The sequence below is a fragment of the Bifidobacterium sp. ESL0820 genome, assembly GCF_052606235.1.
The window spans coordinates 76,585-91,876 of record NZ_CP199594.1; the positions used below are offsets into that span (position 1 = coordinate 76,585).

Consider the following 15,292-nt stretch of genomic DNA (forward strand, 5'->3'; position numbering starts at 1 on the left):
CCACATGGTCGTTCGCCCACTGCTTGACGCCTGCCGGGGCAATAGACTGGGGAATCATGGTGGACATCCAGGATGCAGGGCAGGCGCTGAAGCGGTATTTCGGGTATGAGTCCTTTCGCCCGGGTCAGGAGGATCTGGTCAAGGCCATCTTGAATGGGCAAGACTGCCTGGGTGTTATGCCGACCGGGGCCGGCAAGTCCATTTGCTATCAGATTCCTGCCACACTTCTGGACGGTCTGACCATCGTCATCTCTCCCTTGGTTTCCCTGATGAAGGACCAGGTGGACGGGCTGGAAGATGCCGGCATTCATGCTTCGTTCGTCAATTCCACCCAGGACGTGGATGAGCAGTCCCTGGCCCTGGCTCAGGCTGCCCAGGGACGCAGCAAAATCCTTTACGTGGCTCCGGAACGGCTGGATGCCCCCAGATTCAGGGAGTTCGCCCAGCATACGAGGATCTCCCTGCTGGCGGTGGATGAGGCCCACTGTGTATCCCAGTGGGGTCAGGACTTCCGCCCTGCCTACTTGGGCATTGGCGACTTCATCAGATCCCTGCCTCACCGGCCCACGGTGGCAGCCTTCACTGCTACGGCGACCGAGAAGGTTCGGCGCGACATCGTATACATGCTGGGCTTGGACGACCCCTACGTGGCGGTGACGGGATTCGACAGGCCCAACCTCTTCTTCGACGTGATCAAGCTGGAGAGCAAATACAAGAATCGCTGGGTGGTCCAGTACGCCCTGAAGCATGGAAACGACTCAGGCATCGTCTACTGCGCCACCCGCAAGGAGACCGAAGCCCTGGCCGATGATTTGACCAAGGCCGGTGTCAGCGCTGTCAGCTACCACGCTGGCATGGATGCCCAGGACAGAGAGCATGCTCAACGGGACTTTGTCAACGACAAGGTGCAGGTTGTCGTGGCTACCAATGCCTTCGGCATGGGCATCGACAAGTCCAACGTACGTTATGTCATTCATCACAATATGCCTGAGAGCATCGAGGCCTATTACCAGGAGGCCGGCAGAGCGGGACGTGACGGCGAGCCAGCCCGTTGCTCCCTGCTGTGGAACGAGAGCGACATCGTCACCCGCAGGCGCCTCTTGGACATGGATAACGGCAATGACAGGCTGACCGGGGATCAGACTGAAGCGGTCAGGGCCGAACACCGGCGTCTGCTCAACGTCATGATTGGCTACTGCAGGACCACCGGCTGCCTTCACCAGTACATGCTGCGGTATTTCGGCGAGGAGGTGGACCAGGCGGCCGCAGGTCTTTCGCCTGCCGAGGCCGATAAGGGCAAATCCGTCCCAGTCGGGCATCCTGACACGGGCAGCGGCGGCTGCCAGAACTGTTCCAACTGTCTGAGCACCTTCACGACCATCGACGTCAGCGATGTGGCCCGTGCCATCAGCAGGTGCGTGCATGACGTGAACCAGGGGTTCGGCTCCGGCAAGATCGCGCAAATTCTCCGTGGTTCGCGCTCGCAGGATCTTCTTCGGCGAGGGTTGGATCGGTGCCCTAGCTATGGCGCTCTGGATCAGGTTCCAGAGTCGCGAATCCGTGACGTGCTCAACCAGATGGCCTCGGACGGGTATCTGTATATCACCGAAGGGCGGTTGCCCATGGTCCATTTCGGGCCCAAGGCTGCGCAGACGGTCAGTCCGGACTTCCATTACGAGATCAAGCGGACGGAACGCCCACGTGCCTCGGGCAAGGTCTACGGCGGCAGATCCTCTTCAACCGTCGACGATGATGGTCTCGACCAGGCCGGTGCAAGCGATGCCAGCCCAGAAGATGAGGAACTTTTCCAGAAGCTACGCGACCTGCGGACCAGCATAGCCCGCAAGATCGGCAAGCCTCCCTACATTGTCTTCTCCGACAAGGCACTGCGCGATATGTGCCGTCTTCGTCCGGCTGATGATGCAACCTTCCTGGCCGTCAATGGTGTGGGGCAGCACAAGCTGGAGCAGTATGGACCCCAGTTCATGGGGGTCATCTCCGAGTTCTCGGCCAGAAGAGGGGTGGATGTGGCCAAGGGCACTTCCGGATCTGATAGGCGGGTCGGCCTACCATAGGATGTACATGACTTCATCGCGGCTGCCTTTCATACCCGGCGCCCGACAGGAAAGGAAACAACAATGGCTGACAAACCAATCGTAGAGAGCTTCCAGCTGGATCACACCAAGGTCAAGGCGCCCTACGTTCGTCTGATCGACGAGGAGAAAGGGCCCCAAGGAGACATCATCTCTAACTATGATCTGCGCCTGGTCCAGCCCAATCAGAACGCCATCCCAACTGCCGGGCTGCACACCATCGAGCACACCATCGCCGTGCTCCTGCGCGAGCGCATCCCCGGCTATATCGACTGCTCGCCCTTCGGTTGCCGGACGGGCTTCCACCTGCTTGCCTGGGGCCGTCATTCGACCGAGGATGTGGCCAAGGCCCTGAAGGAGTCGCTGGAATTCATCGCCGAAAAGGCCACCTGGGACGACGTGCCCGGCACCGAGATCACTTCATGCGGCAACTATCGCGACCATTCGCTCTTCTCGGCCAAGCAGTGGAGCCGCGACATCGTCGCTGCCGGCATCAGCTCCGATCCTTACGAGCGCAAGCTGGTCTGATCGCTGACAGGCAAACAACTGGGCCTGAGGAAGGGTATGTTCCTTTCCCCAGGCCCAGTTCGATGCAACAGACGAAAGCTCAACTACGCAGTATGGTTTCGATCTGTTTCATCTGATCGTCATCAATCTGCATGGCTGGTTCGCGGATGCGCGTGCTGATGGGAAGACCCTGCAGTCGCACAGCTCCCTTGATGGCCGACACGAACAAATCCGCAGTGTCGTAAATCGCCATCAGGTGGTTGATGCGTCGGGCCTTGTCTAGTGCAGTCCGGTAATCGCCCTCTTGATAGGCCTGATGCATGGCCACGAAGGTTTCCGGCTCCACGTTGGTCAGACCCGACAAAACACCGTTGCCTCCGCAGATGCGATTGACCATATAGTATTCGTCGAATCCGGAGAACACCGAGAACTCAGGGCTGACACGTCTGACTGCCGATACGACTCGGCGTGTGTGGCTGATCGTGTCCACGGTGTCTTTGATGCCAACAATGTTTGGACATTCCTGGGCCAGTTTAGCGACCAACTCCGGGGAGCAGTCGTTGCCAGTACGAGCCGGGAAGTTGTAGAGGATCACCGGCACAGCCGAGGCGTGAGCGATGCTGGTGAAATACCTGTAAGCAGTCGGTTCCGAAGGGCCGAAATAATAGGGGCTGACAGCCACCACGGCATCGGCGCCGATTTGTCCGGCAAACTTGGTCAGATCCATAACCCGGTCTATGTCAGTGTCGCCTACTCCGACGAATACCTTCATGCGCCCCCGTATATGGTCGACGGCGAATTGCAGGGCTGAGCGCTTCTCTTGGAGATCATAGGCATAGAACTCGCCGATGCTTCCGAACAGGAGCACCCCATTAATGCCAGCCTGGATCAGATGGTCCAGATGTCGTCCCCACAGGTCGGTGTCGATGACTCCTTGATCGTCGCTGACGGTTATCGACGGGCAGAATATTCCCTCGAATTTGGCTGATGATGTGCTCATGTTCACCCTTCCACAGTAAGCATATCGGCATCGATCCCATAGGCCCTCATGGCATTGTGCTTGAAGAAGTCCTCATCAGGGCCAAAGGTATCCAGCATCAGTTGCCAGTGTTCCTGGAGTGAGGAGTGCACGGTGACGACCGGCCAGTTGGAGGCATAGAGGATCCTATCCGGGGGAAATGTGTCCCTGATGAAGGCGACGATGTCGCGATCGACCGGCAAGTCGCCTGATACCTTGATATAACAGTGCGGCAGGGCCGCCATGGCCTCTATGGCCTTTCTGGAGGTCGACGACAAGTCGGGCATATTGCCCAGATGGTCCATGATGACAGTCAGGGAAGGAACCTGAGAGAATGCCTGAGCCATGTCCGGCAGTTCCGCCCCCCTGTTGCATAGCTCAAAGGGCAGGCCCTTATCAGCCATGGCGCGGAGCCCAGCGATGAAGGAGGGTTCCAAGCAACGGCCGCGAGGGGCAGAGTCAGTGTGCAGCGGCTCTCTGATGCCCGTCGCATTGATGGGCACCCTCATATAGGGCCCTACCTGGACTCGGAGCATTCGGGCAAGAATCTTGGGGTCATTGTTCTCATAGACCAAACGGTCCTCTAATAGGGGGTCGTCCGAGTCTACTTCCACATAGACTCCGCCCAGAAATTCCACTCCCAGCTGCTCGTACTCGCTTTCCAGCTCATGAAGGGGAAAGCTCCGGTTCAGTGAGGGCATTCCGTCCAGCCACGGCAGATGCTGCCGCTCAAGATCCCACATATGGAAGTGAGCATCGATGACCTGTAGTTGTCGTGTCATATCAGGCCCCCTGCTTAAGACCTATGCGGCACCCGCGGAAGGCATACCAGGCGATGTAGAGGAATCCGGGTACGGTCACCAGCATGGCGATTTCGATGCCCATGGCATCCTGGATGGCACCCAGCAGCAGTGGAATCAGGGCCGCTCCGACGATGCTCATAACCAGCGCCGAAGAGCCGGTCTTGGCGTCGTTGCCCCTGATGCCCTTGAGCGTCAGCGAGAAGATCGTGGGGTAGCCGATCGATATGAACAGATAAGCGATCAGGAAGCAGATGACCGAGAATCGTCCCAGACCCAGGAATACCAGAACCATCAGCACGGCTGTGATGCACATGTAGACGCCCAGTATCTTGCCGGCATCGAATTTGGTCATCAACGGAGTGGTCAGGAACCGGCCAAGGGTGAACAGCAGCGACAGCAAGGCCAACAGTGTGGCAGCCAGACCGGCGGTGATGCCGGCGCCCCAGTGTTTGAGAGCATAAGCGGAGAACATGGCCATGCCTGCCACCTGCAAGCCGATAAAGATGAACTCGGCGATCACGCCCAGTACGAAGTAAGGGCGTTTCAACAGACTTGAGGTGCCGGAACCGGTGCCAGTTTTCCCTTCCTGCTCGTCATCGCCGGGTGGTGTCGGCAGTTTGAAGACGATGAAGACAGCTAACACCAGCAGCAGGACGATGCCGATGACGATATAGATCATTCTGGTATCTGACAGGAACTTGACCTTGGCTTGCTCAAAGCCCGGCTCTTTTGGGGTCAGGGTTTTGGACAGGACTCTGCCCAAAATCAGAGGCCCCACCACGTTGCCGACGCCGTTGAAGCTCTGTGCCAGATTGAGTCTGAAGGATTCGCCTTTTTCATCGCCCAGCTTGGTGACATAAGGGTTGCAGTTGGTCTCCAGCGAGGAGGCTCCCAGCGCTACCACGAACATGGCGAATAAGAAGAGCCCGTAGCTGGCCATATTTGTGGCCGGCACCACGATGAATGCTCCGACTGCGAACAGTATCAGTCCGGAGATGACCCCGCCCTTGTAACCGAAGCGCTTGGAGATGATTCCGGCTGGGATGGCCATGACGAAGTAGGCTCCATAGTAGGCCACCTGCAGCAGCGATGCCTGGGTGCTGTTCAGCTCCATGTAGTTGCTGAACGGACTGTTGAGGGCGTTGACCAGATTCATGGTCAATCCCCAAATGAAGAAGAGTCCGATGACCAGGGTTATGGCGACAGTGGCCTTGGACCCGCCCTTGTTTCGTGTATTTGTATTTTCCATGTCAGAGCTCAATTCAGTGCCCGGTCCAGGTGGACGTATCCGCCATCGACGAACACCCATTGGCCGGTGGTGTGTGATGCGCGATCAGAGAGCAGGAAGGTGGCGGTGTTCCCAATCTCCTCGGGTGTGGTCATGCGATGCTCCAAAGGAATCTTGTCTGTGATGACCGACAGGCGTGCCTGCTGGGCCTTTTCATCGCCAAAGGTCTTGATCCAGTCGGCATAGAGCGGGGTCCAGCATTCCGAAACCACGATGGCATTCACTCGTACGTCATCGTGCACCAAGGCCGCAGCCCATTCCCTGGTCAGGCCCAGAACCCCGCCCTTGGCTGCTGCATAGGCGCTGGTCTTGCCCTGACCGGTCACGGCGGTTTTGGAGGTGATGTTGATGACTGATCCGTGGCTTTCCTTGAGGTAGGCACAAGAGGCGTGCATGAGTTCGTAGTAGTGGGTGAGGTTGCCGTGTACGGAACGCTCGAACTCCCGCCAGTCAGTAGTTTCCAAAGCTTTGTTGTCGTTGACTCCAGCGTTGTTGACTATGCCATCGATATGGCCGAATTCCTTGTGTACCTGCTCCACAATGGGTGCAATGCCGTCGGTGTCATTCAGATCCAAAATGAAGGTCCGGTAGGTATCGGTATAGGCCTCGATGTCTTTGCAGAACTGGTCCCTGGCTGACTCGTCACGGTCTATGATTGCGGTTATGGCACCCTCCTGGGCCAGTTGTAGAGTGATGCCCCTGCCGATGCCCTTGAAGCCGCCGGTGATGATGAATACCTTGTTCTTGAGATGCAGATCCATGAGAACTCCTTTGTCTATATGGATGGATGATTTGTTAGAGGTCCAGTGATTGGACCGGATTTTGATTGAGGTGGGCCGCTCTCACTCCTGGTGCAGGTAGCGCTGTGCGGTTTCCACGGTCATTTCGGCTCCATTGCCGGGAGCGGTCGGTGCCTGATACATGCCTTGGCTGATACGCACGGGGTTCACGAAATATTCGTGCTGGTTGTCCACGTATTCGATCATTCGGCCCTGTGTGGTGCAGGAGACGGCTGCGTAGTCGAACATGGCGAAGTGGCAAACCATCTCGCACAATCCGACCCCGCCGGCGTGGGGGCAGACTATCTTGTGGAACTTGCGAGCCAGCAGGTATTCCAGAACTATCTCCTGGGGGCCCGCCACTCTGGTGGCGTCGATCTGCATGATGCCGAAGGCGTTGGCCTGCAGGAACTGCTTGAACATGATGCGGTTCTGCATCTGTTCGCCGGTTGCCACGGGTATGGGATTGATGGCTCTGGCAATGGTTGCGTGGCCGATGATGTCGTCGGGGCTGGTAGGCTCTTCGACCCATGCCAGGTCAAAGTCATGGAAATGGTTGACCCAATCAATGGCTTGAGGGACATCCCAGACCTGATTGGCGTCGACGGCCAGGCGGACGTCGGGACCGATGGCATCCCTGGCCAGTCCCAGACGGCGTATGTCATCATCGAGGTTCTGGCCTACCTTGAGCTTGATTTGCTTAAAGCCTTTTTCCTGTGTCTCTCGTTTGGCGATCTCCACCATTTTTTCGTCGCTGTAGCCAAGCCAGCCTGGTGCTGTTGAGTAACCGGGGTACCCGTGCTGGCGAATGTCCTCGATGCGCTCCTGCTTGCCGGATTGCCCATCCTTGAGGATGTCTATAGCCTCCTCGGGGCGCAGGGCATCAGATAGATATCGAAAGTCCAATGTGCTGACAAGATCCTCAGGGTCCATTTCAGCCAGCAGCAACCACAATGGTTTTCTCGCCCTCTTGGCTTTCATGTCCCAAAGAGCACTCAGCAGTGCGCCGATGGCCATGTGCTCGACTCCCTTTTCGGGTCCCAGCCAGCGCAGCTGTGAGTCATGGACCAATAGGTCCCAGGCCAGACCCATGCTGTCCAGCAGACGTTCAACTTCCAGGCCACGCAGAGTCTCTCCTATGGAATCTATGGCTCTGCAAACAACATCGTTGCCTCGTCCGATGGTGAAGACCAGACCACAACCTTTGATGCCGTCGTCAGCCGAGGTGTGTATTTCCACATAGGCGGCTGAATAGTCGGGGTCCTTGTTCATGGCATCCGACCCTGACAGGGTCAGAGAAGTGGGAAAACGAAAGTCATACGTTTTCACCGCAGTGATAGTACTCATCGTGGCTCCTTTGCCAATCTTGTGAACGTATACCCTACTATAGGCCCAGCAATAGAAATTTGAAAATTAGAAATGTAAAAATTCTAAATTTGACATGGATGCTTTCGCTGCTTCCTTGGTTACGATTGGTGGGTAATGGAAAGGACGCACATGGCCAGACAGGAACCAGGCAATCCGCACGTTGGCGCCATAGCCGAGCAGCTCGGCATCTCTGCTTCGACCGTCTCCAAGGTGATCAACGGTCGACCGGGCGTGGCGGCAAAAACCCGTCGAAGGGTCGAAAAAGCTTTGGCAGACGAGGGCTATGCGCATCCGCTTGTCAGCACGAAGATTGCTCAGACTATTGAGCTGGTTGTGGATTATATTGCCAACAATGGCACTATCGAGATGATACGTTATGCCTCAAAGTGGGCTTTGGATGCCGGTTTGGCTCTGACGGTGACACAGACCGATCACCAGCGGCGTGCCGAGGAATGCCTGAGGGGGATCATTGATCGCAACCCGCTGGGGGTGATCACCCAGATGTCCTCCATAGACCAGGAGGGCAAGAATGTGCTCAAAGCAAGGGGCATTCCCCTGGTGGCAGTCGATCCGGTGGATTTGGTCAATGATGAGGACATGAGCATAACGCTAGACAATTGGACTGGAGGATACCAAGCGGCCAAATGCCTTCTTGACGCCGGGCACCGGTGCATTGGCGTCATCGCTGGACCGGCGAATGTGCAATCCGCGCAGGCCAGACTGGCTGGATACCGAGCAGCATTGGCAGCCATTGGTGCCAGTCTGCCGTCAAACATGGTTCAGCAGGGAGATTATTTGCCTGACAGAGGGTACCAAGCCGCCTGTGATCTGCTGGACCGCGATCATCGTCCGACTGCGATTCTGGCCTGCAACGACTTGACAGCCGTCAATATCTATAGAGCGGCTCGCGAACGTGGACTGGAACCCGGGCAGGACCTATCTGTGGTCGGATTCGACAACGTCTACCCGTCCTCTTACCTGATGCCCGCCCTTACCACGGTGGATCAGCCATTTGATCTGATGGCCAGGATGGCGGTGGGAATGATCCTCGATGCACGCCAGGGAAAGGAGTTCCAGCGGCATGTGGTCATGCCAACCCGTCTGGTCAGCCGACACAGCGTGGTCAACCTGACCCGTGCTCGTCGTTTGCGCTCGGAAGATCGGGTCCAGGAGAGTGCACAATAGCCCAAACTATTCCCCGATTCGCTCAATGCGTACTCACTTCGTGACAGCTTCCTGATGGATACACTCGTACTTCGGCAATCGCGGGGGCGGGTCTCGTCCCTGCCGCACCGGTCGAGAAAGAGGTAGCCACAGTGAGCAGGTACGCGATGGAGACTGCACGTTGGATCCGTCATGCCACCATGGACGACTTTGAGGCGATCATGCCTGTCTACGCCTACGCCAGAAAGCGGATGGCCGAGACTGGCAACCCCCGTCAGTGGGGGGACAAGTACCCCCTGCCCGAACGCATCCGCGAGGACATCGCCGGGGGCCACACCATGCTCTTGGTTGACGATGCGGCTGGCATGGATCCGATTCCTGACGATCCTGCCTACCCTGAACCTGAGTTGGACGAGCACAAGGGCAGTCACGAGCGCATCATCGGCGTTTTTGCCCTCTTCCATGACCCGGAACCTGATTATAAGGTCATTGACGGCAGCTGGCTGGACGACCGGCCCTATACCACCATCCATCGGGTGGCTGCCTCGGGACTGGGGCGTCACGCGGCCGGGGACCTGCTTGACTGGAGCATGCGCCGGTACGAGAACATCCGCGCCGATACGGGACTGAAGAATTATGCCATGCAGCACATCCTGGAGACCCACGGTTTCACCCGCTGCGGCAACATCATCATGCCTGAGAACAAGGAGATCGAGAACGTGCGGGTGGCCTACCAGCGGCACGATCGGCCCCTTGACCTGGCTGAGCGCGAAAGGGCCGCCAGGCGCTTGGTTGCCGTCTGAGGGCGGAGGCCGACCGTCGCAGCGCCGTCGCACAATGGAGCCATGACATTGAGCGCAGCACCGGCATGGCGGTTCTCCGGGCCCGAGGGCCAGCGGCATTACGAGCAGGCTCTTCGGGCCTATCCTGGACAGATCATCGTGGACTTGCGGACCTTGAAGGCCAATATGGCCACCCTGGTGAAGCTGGTTCATTCCACGAACCCCGGTGCTGCAGTCATGGGTGTGGTCAAGGCTGATGCCTACGGCCACGGGCTCATCCCCGCCGCCCTAGCGGCACTGGCGGGCGGGGCAACTTGGCTGGGAACGGCCCAGTCCAGCGAGGCCCTGCGTCTGCGTCGTGCAGGCATCGGCCCCGACCGTTGCCGGATTCTGTCCTGGATGTTCAATGGGGACCGCGCCCCCTTTGACCAGTTGATCCAGGCTGACATCGATCTGGGCATCGGTTCCCTAAAGACCATGGACATGGCAGCCCAGGCGGCAGATCGGGTCGGCAGACCTGCACGCGTCCATATCAAGGTGGACACCGGCTTTGGACGCAACGGCTTCACCCCTGAAGCCTTCGGGGATGCCCTACACGAGCTCTCCAGCCTGGCCGCCAAGGGGCTGTTGGAGCCTGTGGGGCTTTTCAGCCATCTGGCAGTGGCCGACATGCCTGGCGTGGACGAGTTTGTGTCGTCCACTGACGAGCAAATCGTGCTCTTCGAGGAGTTCTCTGACAGGATGACGGCCGCAGGCATGAAACCCGAAATCCGGCATTTGGCCAATACCGCCGCCACGCTGACCCGTCCTGGGATACGTTACGATCTGACCCGTCCGGGCATCGGCCTGTACGGATACGAGCCTGATCCCTCCATGGGGGTTTCGGCCGATTATGGTCTGCGTCCGGCCATGACCCTCCAGGCCCAGCTAGGCACTGTCAAGGATATGCCGGCCGGTCATGGCATCTCCTACGGGCGCACCTATTTGACGGAGAAGCCCACCAGCACGGCCATCATGCCCCTGGGCTACGCCGACGGGATCCATCGGTCTGCCTCGGGCTTTGACCGCCAGGGCGCCATGGGCCGGGAGCACCGGGGCGGACCCGTCCGTCTGATGACTCGTCAAGGGCCCAAGTTGGTTCGCGTCGCTGGAAGGGTCTGCATGGACCAGTGCGTGCTTGACCTCAAGGGCATGGCTTCCGATTTGGGCGTGAGCGAAGGCGATACCGTTGTTCTCTTCGGTCCAGGCAGTGGAGAGGATCAGGCCGAGCCAACCGCTGACGACTGGGCCCGGGCCGCCGACACCATCAGCTATGAGATCTTCACCTGCCTGCGCAGCCGGATTCCACGGCTCTACCTGGGCGTGCATGAGGTGATCGACCCTGCCGACCTGCATCTGATGGCCGCTGAATCCATTCTTTGAGACCACTATCACAGGTAGAACCTGGGCTTGGGGCCTTGTCAAGGGGCAATATAAGTGGTGAGATGAGGTTATGACTACATATACAGGAAATGAACCCAGCAATATCTCATACACAGCCGTAGCTGACATCACCGGAGGCCGCGAGGGCCATGCGGATAGCCACGAGCCCGATCTCTCCCTGGACCTGGATACACCCAAGGCCATGGGGGGCAAGGGCCAGGGCACCAACCCCGAGCAGCTCTTCGCCATCGGTTGGGGAGCCTGCTTCCAGGGAGCTATGGGACTGGCCGGCAAGGAGTTGCGTGTGCCAGCCACCAAGTTGGCCCAGAGCAAGGTGCGCACTCATATCTCCCTTGGCGACCAGGGCGAGTCCTTCGGCATCAAGGCTTTAATTGAGGTCTGTCTGCCCGGCGTCGATCGTGATCTGGCCACCCGCCTGGTGGAACGCACCCAGGAGCTCTGCCCCTATTCCAAGGCAACGGCGGGCAATGTGCCCACTGAAGTGGTGGTCGTGGACAATCTGGACTGAACGGAGCGGGCGCGCCTGATGGGCACTGACGAGGAGGGCGGATCCCGCCTGCTGGCCGAGGGCTACTCCGCTCAGGATCAGGAACGGTGGGCGCCAGAGCCCCCAAAGACCAGCAGCAGGACCGCCTTTGAACGCGATAGGGCGCGCCTGGTCCATTCTTCGGCCTTGCGTCGGTTGGGGGCCAAGACGCAGATCCTGGTCGCCGGCACTGACGATTTTGCTCGTACACGGCTGACCCACACCCTGGAGGTGGCCCAGATTGGTCGGCAGATCGGGACCATGCTGGGCTGCGACCCCGACGTGGTGGATTGTGCCTGCTTGGCCCATGACCTGGGCCATCCGCCCTTCGGCCACAACGGCGAACGCGCCCTGTCTTCGCTGGCCTCCGACATAGGGGGATTCGAGGGTAATGCGCAGACCCTTCGATTGCTGACCAGGCTGGAGCCCAAGGTCTTCCATCCGGACGGACGCTCGGCAGGGGTCAACCTGACCAGGGCTGCCCTGGATGCGGCGGTCAAATATCCCTGGACCCTGGCCGAGGCCTCGGCTCATCCAAAGGGGGAGAGGACGGCCAAGTTCTGCGTCTACCCTGACGACCAAGAGGTCTTTCATTGGCTTAAGCAGGGGGCGCCGCAGGCCAGCACTCCTATGGAGTGCCAGGTCATGGATTTGGCTGATGACATCGCCTACAGCGTCCATGACGTGGAGGATGCCATCGTGGTCGGTTCCTTCGTGCCTGAGCGACTGGCTGAGCCCAGGATCATCGATGGTGTGGTCCGGGCTGCCCGATCCTGGTATGGCGACCGATGGGATGCTGACCAGCTGGTACGAGCCTTGGAAACCGTCCGTGGCATGTTGCCGTTGGGCTTCGACGGTTCACGTCGGGCCCTGGCTACGTTGAAGAACACGACCAGCTATCTGATAGGGCGCTTTGCCGACTCCGTGGAGGCGGCCACCCGAAGCCGCCATGGCCAAGGTCCGCTGACCAGGTACTCGGGGGGGCTGGTCATCCCTCCCCGGACCTCCTATGAGATTGTGGCCTTGAAGGGGATTGCTGTCTACTTCGTCATGGCTCCCCGTGAGAAGGAGCCCTTCCATGCAGAGCAGCTGAAAATCGTGACCGACCTGGTTGAGGTGATGATGGCCGACTCGCCAGTACCTTCGGATGCTCTGGAGGATGTCTTCCTGGAGGATTGGCGCCAGGCGGGTTCAGACGGGGAGCGCCTGAGGGTGGCCATCGACCAGGTGGCCTCTCTAACCGACGGCTCGGCGTTGGCCCTGCATTCCCTGGTCTGCCCCTAGGCCTGCGGCATTTATGCCGGGCGCAACACATCGGCCTGGCCCGGTAGGCTGGGTGTCATGTCCGGAATGATCAAGAAGGAAGACATCGAGAAGGTCAGAGCCAAGGCCGATCTGTATGAGATCGTCTCTGAAAGCGTTACTCTGAAGCCTTCAGGTTCCGGCACTTACATGGGCTTGTGCCCCTTTCACGATGAGAAGTCCCCGTCCTTTTCGGTACGTCCGTCCATGGGGGTCTGGCACTGCTTCGGCTGCGGCCTGGGCGGCGATGTCTTCACCTATGTCGAGCAGGAGGAGAACGTCGAGTTCGGTGATGCCGTCGAGATTCTGGCAGACAAGTACCAGATTGAGCTGCATTACGAAAACTCCCGCCAGGACAAGCGCCGGGGGTCCAAACGTTCCCGGTTGCTGGAGGCCAACGAGGAGGCCCAGCGTTTCTTCGTCTCGCAGATCATGAGCAAGGAGGCGCTGGCAGCGCGCAAGCTCTTGGCGGGCAGAACCTTCTCCCAGGCTGACAGCGCGCATTTCGGCTGCGGATATGCTCCACGCGGATGGGACAATCTGGTTCGTCACCTATCCACCAAGGGTTTCACTCAGCAGGAGATGCTGGATGCCGGGCTTGCCAGGAAGGGGCAGCGGGGGGTCTACGACTACTTCCGGGGCAGGGTCACCTGGCCTATCAGGGATTCCACGGGCCGCACCCTCGGCTTCGGCGCTCGCAAGCTTTACGAGGACGATGGCATCAACGCCAAGTACATCAATACTCCGGACACCCAGCTCTACCGCAAGAACCAGGTGCTCTACGGCATCGATCTGGCCAAAGACGCCATCGTCAAAAAGCGACAGGTGGTCATCGTGGAGGGCTATACCGACGTCATGGCCTGCCACCTTGCCGGTGTCGATACGGCTGTAGCCACCTGCGGCACTGCCTTCGGCGAGGATCATGCCAAGATCGTCCGCCGGCTCATCTCCGACGATGCCCTCGGCGCCATCCAGCTGGTGGGGCCGGTCCAGGGTTCCCGGGTGGTTTTCACCTTCGACGGTGATGCCGCCGGGCAGAAGGCCGCCCTGCATGCCTTCGGCCTTGACGGGAGCTTTCTGACGCAGACCTTCGTGGCAGTGGCTCGGGAGAATCTGGATCCATGTGATCTGCGCATCCGCTATGGCGATGAGGCCGTGCGTTCCCTGGTCGAGCATGCCCGGCCGCTATACGACTTCGTCATCGACACTGCCGTGGCCATGTTCGATACCCAGTACACCACCGGGCAGATGGGGGCGGTCAAGGCCGTAGCACCAATCCTGGCCCAGATCAGAGATCGCTCCCTGGTGGGGGCCTACACTCGCAAGACTGCCAGAAAAATCGGCGTGGATCTGGATCTGCTGCGCCAGGAGGTCAACAGGGCCCGTCGCAAGCTGCATGTGAAGGACCAGGATGCCTATGCGGTCCGCACTCCTCACCGCGGTGCGGGTGAATCGGAGGGTCGTGCGGGCCAGGGCAGTGACGATGCCATGCGACGCCGCAGAATACAGCGTGAGGACGCCCTTCGACAGGGCTACCACCACATCGATGATGCCGTCTTCATCTGCGAGCAGCAGTTCATGGGCGTGCTTATCCAAATTCCCAGAGCTGTCGGATCGGATGCCTTCGCCCAGCTGAGTCCGGACAGTTTCGAGGTTCCGATTTTCCGCTCCCTTTACCGGGCGGTGCAGGCCGCCGGAGGGCTGCCTGACAGGAAGACGCCCCAAGGACTGTGGATGCATAATCTGACCAAGGCTGGCGGGCCCATGCTGGAGTCGGCCATTAATGAGCTGGCCGTCATGCCTCTGCCGCTGAATTTGGATAAGCAGGAGGATAAGCAGAGGGGCTCAGGACCCGGCTCCAAGAAAGGCGACAAGGGGGACGATCAGAGCACAGGCTCCGAGGGCGCGGATGTTCAGCTGAAGCAGCCTAGCCCGGAGGAGCGTCAGTATGCCTCAGAGCTGCTGGCAAGGCTGCTGGATGCCACCTACATGCGGCTGATCGCCTCGGTCAAGCACCAGATGAATCAGTTGCCTGACGGACAGGAGAAGTTCGACCTTCTCGGCCAGCTCACTCAATACGAGACCCAGCGCAACGAATTGCGCAACCAGGTCTTCGGCAACGCCGAGTGAACTGGTGGCCAGAAAAGTTGATCCTCCCTGTCCTTGTCGAAGTTTTCCTTGTAGACAGGGACGGAGAGGGCCTGGGGTTGGTGTGGTCT

The 15,292-nt window shown here is 59.2% G+C and carries 13 protein-coding genes; 8 read left to right on the top strand and 5 right to left on the bottom strand.

Going from position 1 to position 15,292, the window contains the following annotated elements; genetic code table 11:
• Positions 1-56 precede the first annotated feature (56 nt).
• Complete coding sequence (locus tag ACUIAH_RS00355; protein ID WP_445341002.1) at positions 57-2,075, top strand: RecQ family ATP-dependent DNA helicase; 2,019 nt, start codon at positions 57-59, stop codon at positions 2,073-2,075.
• 63 nt (positions 2,076-2,138) lie between these two features.
• Positions 2,139-2,621, top strand: a complete 483-nt coding sequence (locus tag ACUIAH_RS00360) for an S-ribosylhomocysteine lyase (RefSeq protein WP_029678668.1) — start codon at positions 2,139-2,141, stop codon at positions 2,619-2,621.
• Between the two features lie 79 nt (positions 2,622-2,700).
• Here ACUIAH_RS00360 and ACUIAH_RS00365 read toward each other — a convergent pair whose 3' ends face one another.
• From ACUIAH_RS00365 to ACUIAH_RS00385, 5 genes are all read right to left on the bottom strand, one after another.
• A complete protein-coding gene (locus tag ACUIAH_RS00365; RefSeq protein WP_445341003.1) occupies positions 2,701-3,600 on the bottom strand; it encodes a dihydrodipicolinate synthase family protein in 900 nt (299 codons plus the stop codon).
• 2 nt (positions 3,601-3,602) lie between these two features.
• The gene (locus tag ACUIAH_RS00370) at positions 3,603-4,400 is read right to left on the bottom strand and encodes an amidohydrolase family protein (RefSeq protein ID WP_445341004.1); all 798 of its coding nucleotides are present in this window, start codon (positions 4,398-4,400) and stop codon (positions 3,603-3,605) included.
• Position 4,401: 1 nt separating this feature from the next.
• The gene (locus ACUIAH_RS00375) at positions 4,402-5,670 is read right to left on the bottom strand and encodes an MFS transporter (RefSeq protein ID WP_198199950.1); all 1,269 of its coding nucleotides are present in this window, start codon (positions 5,668-5,670) and stop codon (positions 4,402-4,404) included.
• A gap of 8 nt (positions 5,671-5,678) precedes the next feature.
• Positions 5,679-6,470 (bottom strand): SDR family oxidoreductase, encoded by a 792-nt coding sequence (locus tag ACUIAH_RS00380; RefSeq protein WP_445341005.1) that lies wholly within the window; start codon positions 6,468-6,470, stop codon positions 5,679-5,681.
• An 81-nt stretch (positions 6,471-6,551) separates the two neighbouring features.
• Positions 6,552-7,835 (bottom strand): enolase C-terminal domain-like protein, encoded by a 1,284-nt coding sequence (locus ACUIAH_RS00385; protein WP_445341006.1) that lies wholly within the window; start codon positions 7,833-7,835, stop codon positions 6,552-6,554.
• 150 nt (positions 7,836-7,985) lie between these two features.
• Between ACUIAH_RS00385 and ACUIAH_RS00390 the strand changes: the two genes are divergently transcribed.
• The 6 genes from ACUIAH_RS00390 (at position 7,986) to dnaG (ending at position 15,203) form a co-directional block, all read left to right on the top strand.
• Positions 7,986-9,041, top strand: coding sequence for a LacI family DNA-binding transcriptional regulator (locus ACUIAH_RS00390; protein WP_445341007.1), 1,056 nt, complete (start codon positions 7,986-7,988; stop codon positions 9,039-9,041).
• Between the two features lie 146 nt (positions 9,042-9,187).
• Positions 9,188-9,823, top strand: a complete 636-nt coding sequence (locus tag ACUIAH_RS00395; protein ID WP_445341008.1) for an N-acetyltransferase — start codon at positions 9,188-9,190, stop codon at positions 9,821-9,823.
• Positions 9,824-9,865: 42 nt separating this feature from the next.
• Entirely contained in the window at positions 9,866-11,224 is a 1,359-nt protein-coding gene (gene alr / locus ACUIAH_RS00400; RefSeq protein ID WP_445341009.1) for an alanine racemase, read from the top strand.
• A 70-nt stretch (positions 11,225-11,294) separates the two neighbouring features.
• A complete protein-coding gene (locus ACUIAH_RS00405) occupies positions 11,295-11,753 on the top strand; it encodes an Ohr family peroxiredoxin (protein ID WP_024626651.1) in 459 nt (152 codons plus the stop codon).
• 18 nt (positions 11,754-11,771) lie between these two features.
• Entirely contained in the window at positions 11,772-13,055 is a 1,284-nt protein-coding gene (locus ACUIAH_RS00410; protein WP_445341010.1) for a deoxyguanosinetriphosphate triphosphohydrolase, read from the top strand.
• Positions 13,056-13,112: 57 nt separating this feature from the next.
• The gene (dnaG, locus tag ACUIAH_RS00415; RefSeq protein ID WP_445341011.1) at positions 13,113-15,203 is read left to right on the top strand and encodes a DNA primase; all 2,091 of its coding nucleotides are present in this window, start codon (positions 13,113-13,115) and stop codon (positions 15,201-15,203) included.
• The last annotated feature ends 89 nt before the right edge of the window (positions 15,204-15,292 follow it).

Coding starts and splice junctions, on each gene's coding strand:
- ACUIAH_RS00355 (WP_445341002.1), top strand. CDS start 57: ATGGTGGACATCCAGGATGCAGGGCAGGCGCTGAAGCGGTATTTCGGG.
- ACUIAH_RS00390 (WP_445341007.1), top strand. CDS start 7,986: ATGGCCAGACAGGAACCAGGCAATCCGCACGTTGGCGCCATAGCCGAG.
- ACUIAH_RS00410 (WP_445341010.1), top strand. CDS start 11,772: ATGGGCACTGACGAGGAGGGCGGATCCCGCCTGCTGGCCGAGGGCTAC.
- ACUIAH_RS00365 (WP_445341003.1), bottom strand. CDS start 3,600: ATGAGCACATCATCAGCCAAATTCGAGGGAATATTCTGCCCGTCGATA.
- ACUIAH_RS00360 (WP_029678668.1), top strand. CDS start 2,139: ATGGCTGACAAACCAATCGTAGAGAGCTTCCAGCTGGATCACACCAAG.
- ACUIAH_RS00405 (WP_024626651.1), top strand. CDS start 11,295: ATGACTACATATACAGGAAATGAACCCAGCAATATCTCATACACAGCC.
- ACUIAH_RS00395 (WP_445341008.1), top strand. CDS start 9,188: ATGGAGACTGCACGTTGGATCCGTCATGCCACCATGGACGACTTTGAG.
- dnaG (WP_445341011.1), top strand. CDS start 13,113: ATGTCCGGAATGATCAAGAAGGAAGACATCGAGAAGGTCAGAGCCAAG.
- ACUIAH_RS00380 (WP_445341005.1), bottom strand. CDS start 6,470: ATGGATCTGCATCTCAAGAACAAGGTATTCATCATCACCGGCGGCTTC.
- ACUIAH_RS00385 (WP_445341006.1), bottom strand. CDS start 7,835: ATGAGTACTATCACTGCGGTGAAAACGTATGACTTTCGTTTTCCCACT.
- ACUIAH_RS00370 (WP_445341004.1), bottom strand. CDS start 4,400: ATGACACGACAACTACAGGTCATCGATGCTCACTTCCATATGTGGGAT.
- ACUIAH_RS00375 (WP_198199950.1), bottom strand. CDS start 5,670: ATGGAAAATACAAATACACGAAACAAGGGCGGGTCCAAGGCCACTGTC.
- alr (WP_445341009.1), top strand. CDS start 9,866: ATGACATTGAGCGCAGCACCGGCATGGCGGTTCTCCGGGCCCGAGGGC.